Source organism: Pectobacterium brasiliense (assembly GCF_013449685.1).
Taxonomy (GTDB): domain Bacteria; phylum Pseudomonadota; class Gammaproteobacteria; order Enterobacterales; family Enterobacteriaceae; genus Pectobacterium; species Pectobacterium brasiliense_A.
This window is the reverse complement of the sequence record NZ_JACDSF010000071.1, coordinates 1-997: the sequence shown is the minus strand read 5'-3', so window position 1 is coordinate 997 and position 997 is coordinate 1. Positions and strand designations below refer to the sequence as shown.

Genomic DNA, 997 nt, shown 5'->3' with positions numbered 1-997 from the left:
GTTCTCCATCAGCAACCCTTCCAGCGTCTGCTTGTGCCGCTGCAAGGCGTGGATAGCTTCGGTCTGTTCGCGGGATTCGTTGACGGTAAGTACCAGACAGCGGTTTAACAGCTCTTCATCCACATCGATGGCCGTCGTCGTTAACATCAGCATCACCGGGCCTTTCACCGTGTACTGCTTCGTCACCAGATTGCCTGTGGCATCATCCTTGCCGGTACTGGCGATGGTCAGTTCCCCGTCACTCTGCAACAGCTTCAGCGCATAGGCGGCTTGCCGTACCCCTTCCTCTTCCGCTATCGCCAGTATCTTGTGCTGTAAGTTCGTTTCACCCAGATAGAACAGGCTTTGTCCGGTCATCGCCGAGTATTGCAGGCGCTCTTCCGGTGGTATCAGGTTCAGCACCGCATCCATCAGTGAGGATTTTCCCGCCGCGCTTGATGACTGGATAAGCACGGCCAGCGGCTTATCCAGCTTGCGCGATACTGCCGCCAGATAACCCGCCACCAAGTTGGTCGATTCCCCCACCACGCCACAGGCCGCAAGATCATCCGTCAGCCTGCCGATAAGATTCGGGTCTTGCAGCAACGCCAGCGCCGCATCCCGCTGTTCATCGGTAATATCCTGCGTGGTTTCACCGTGGGTTTCCGGCTGGCTCAGATGCGCTTCCAGTGCCAGCAGCACACGGCCTAAGCAGCGTTTGATGTCGCTTTCCGCTAACCCCAGTTCAGAGGCGGCCAGCCGCGCATAACCTGCCCGCGAACGCGCACTCATCATGTCCACGCTGTCGGCGAACACCACGCCGCTGGCCGTGTCGATAACCTGTGCGTTCACCTTCATCGCGCCGCTGCCGATCTTCACCGATGCCATGCCCCGGATGCGCCAGTGCTGGCCGGACAGGGCTATCTCAAGCTCACCGTTCGACAGGGCTTCAACCACAACCCCGGCGGCTAACGAGGAGACAGGTTGAGACGGTTTTTCAGGCTGTGGCGCAGCTTTC

At 59.1% G+C, this 997-nt stretch carries 1 pseudogene; it reads right to left on the bottom strand.

The window, feature by feature from the left end:
* Nucleotides 1-997, bottom strand: a pseudogene (locus H0248_RS22270) (DNA primase); the annotation flags it as partial.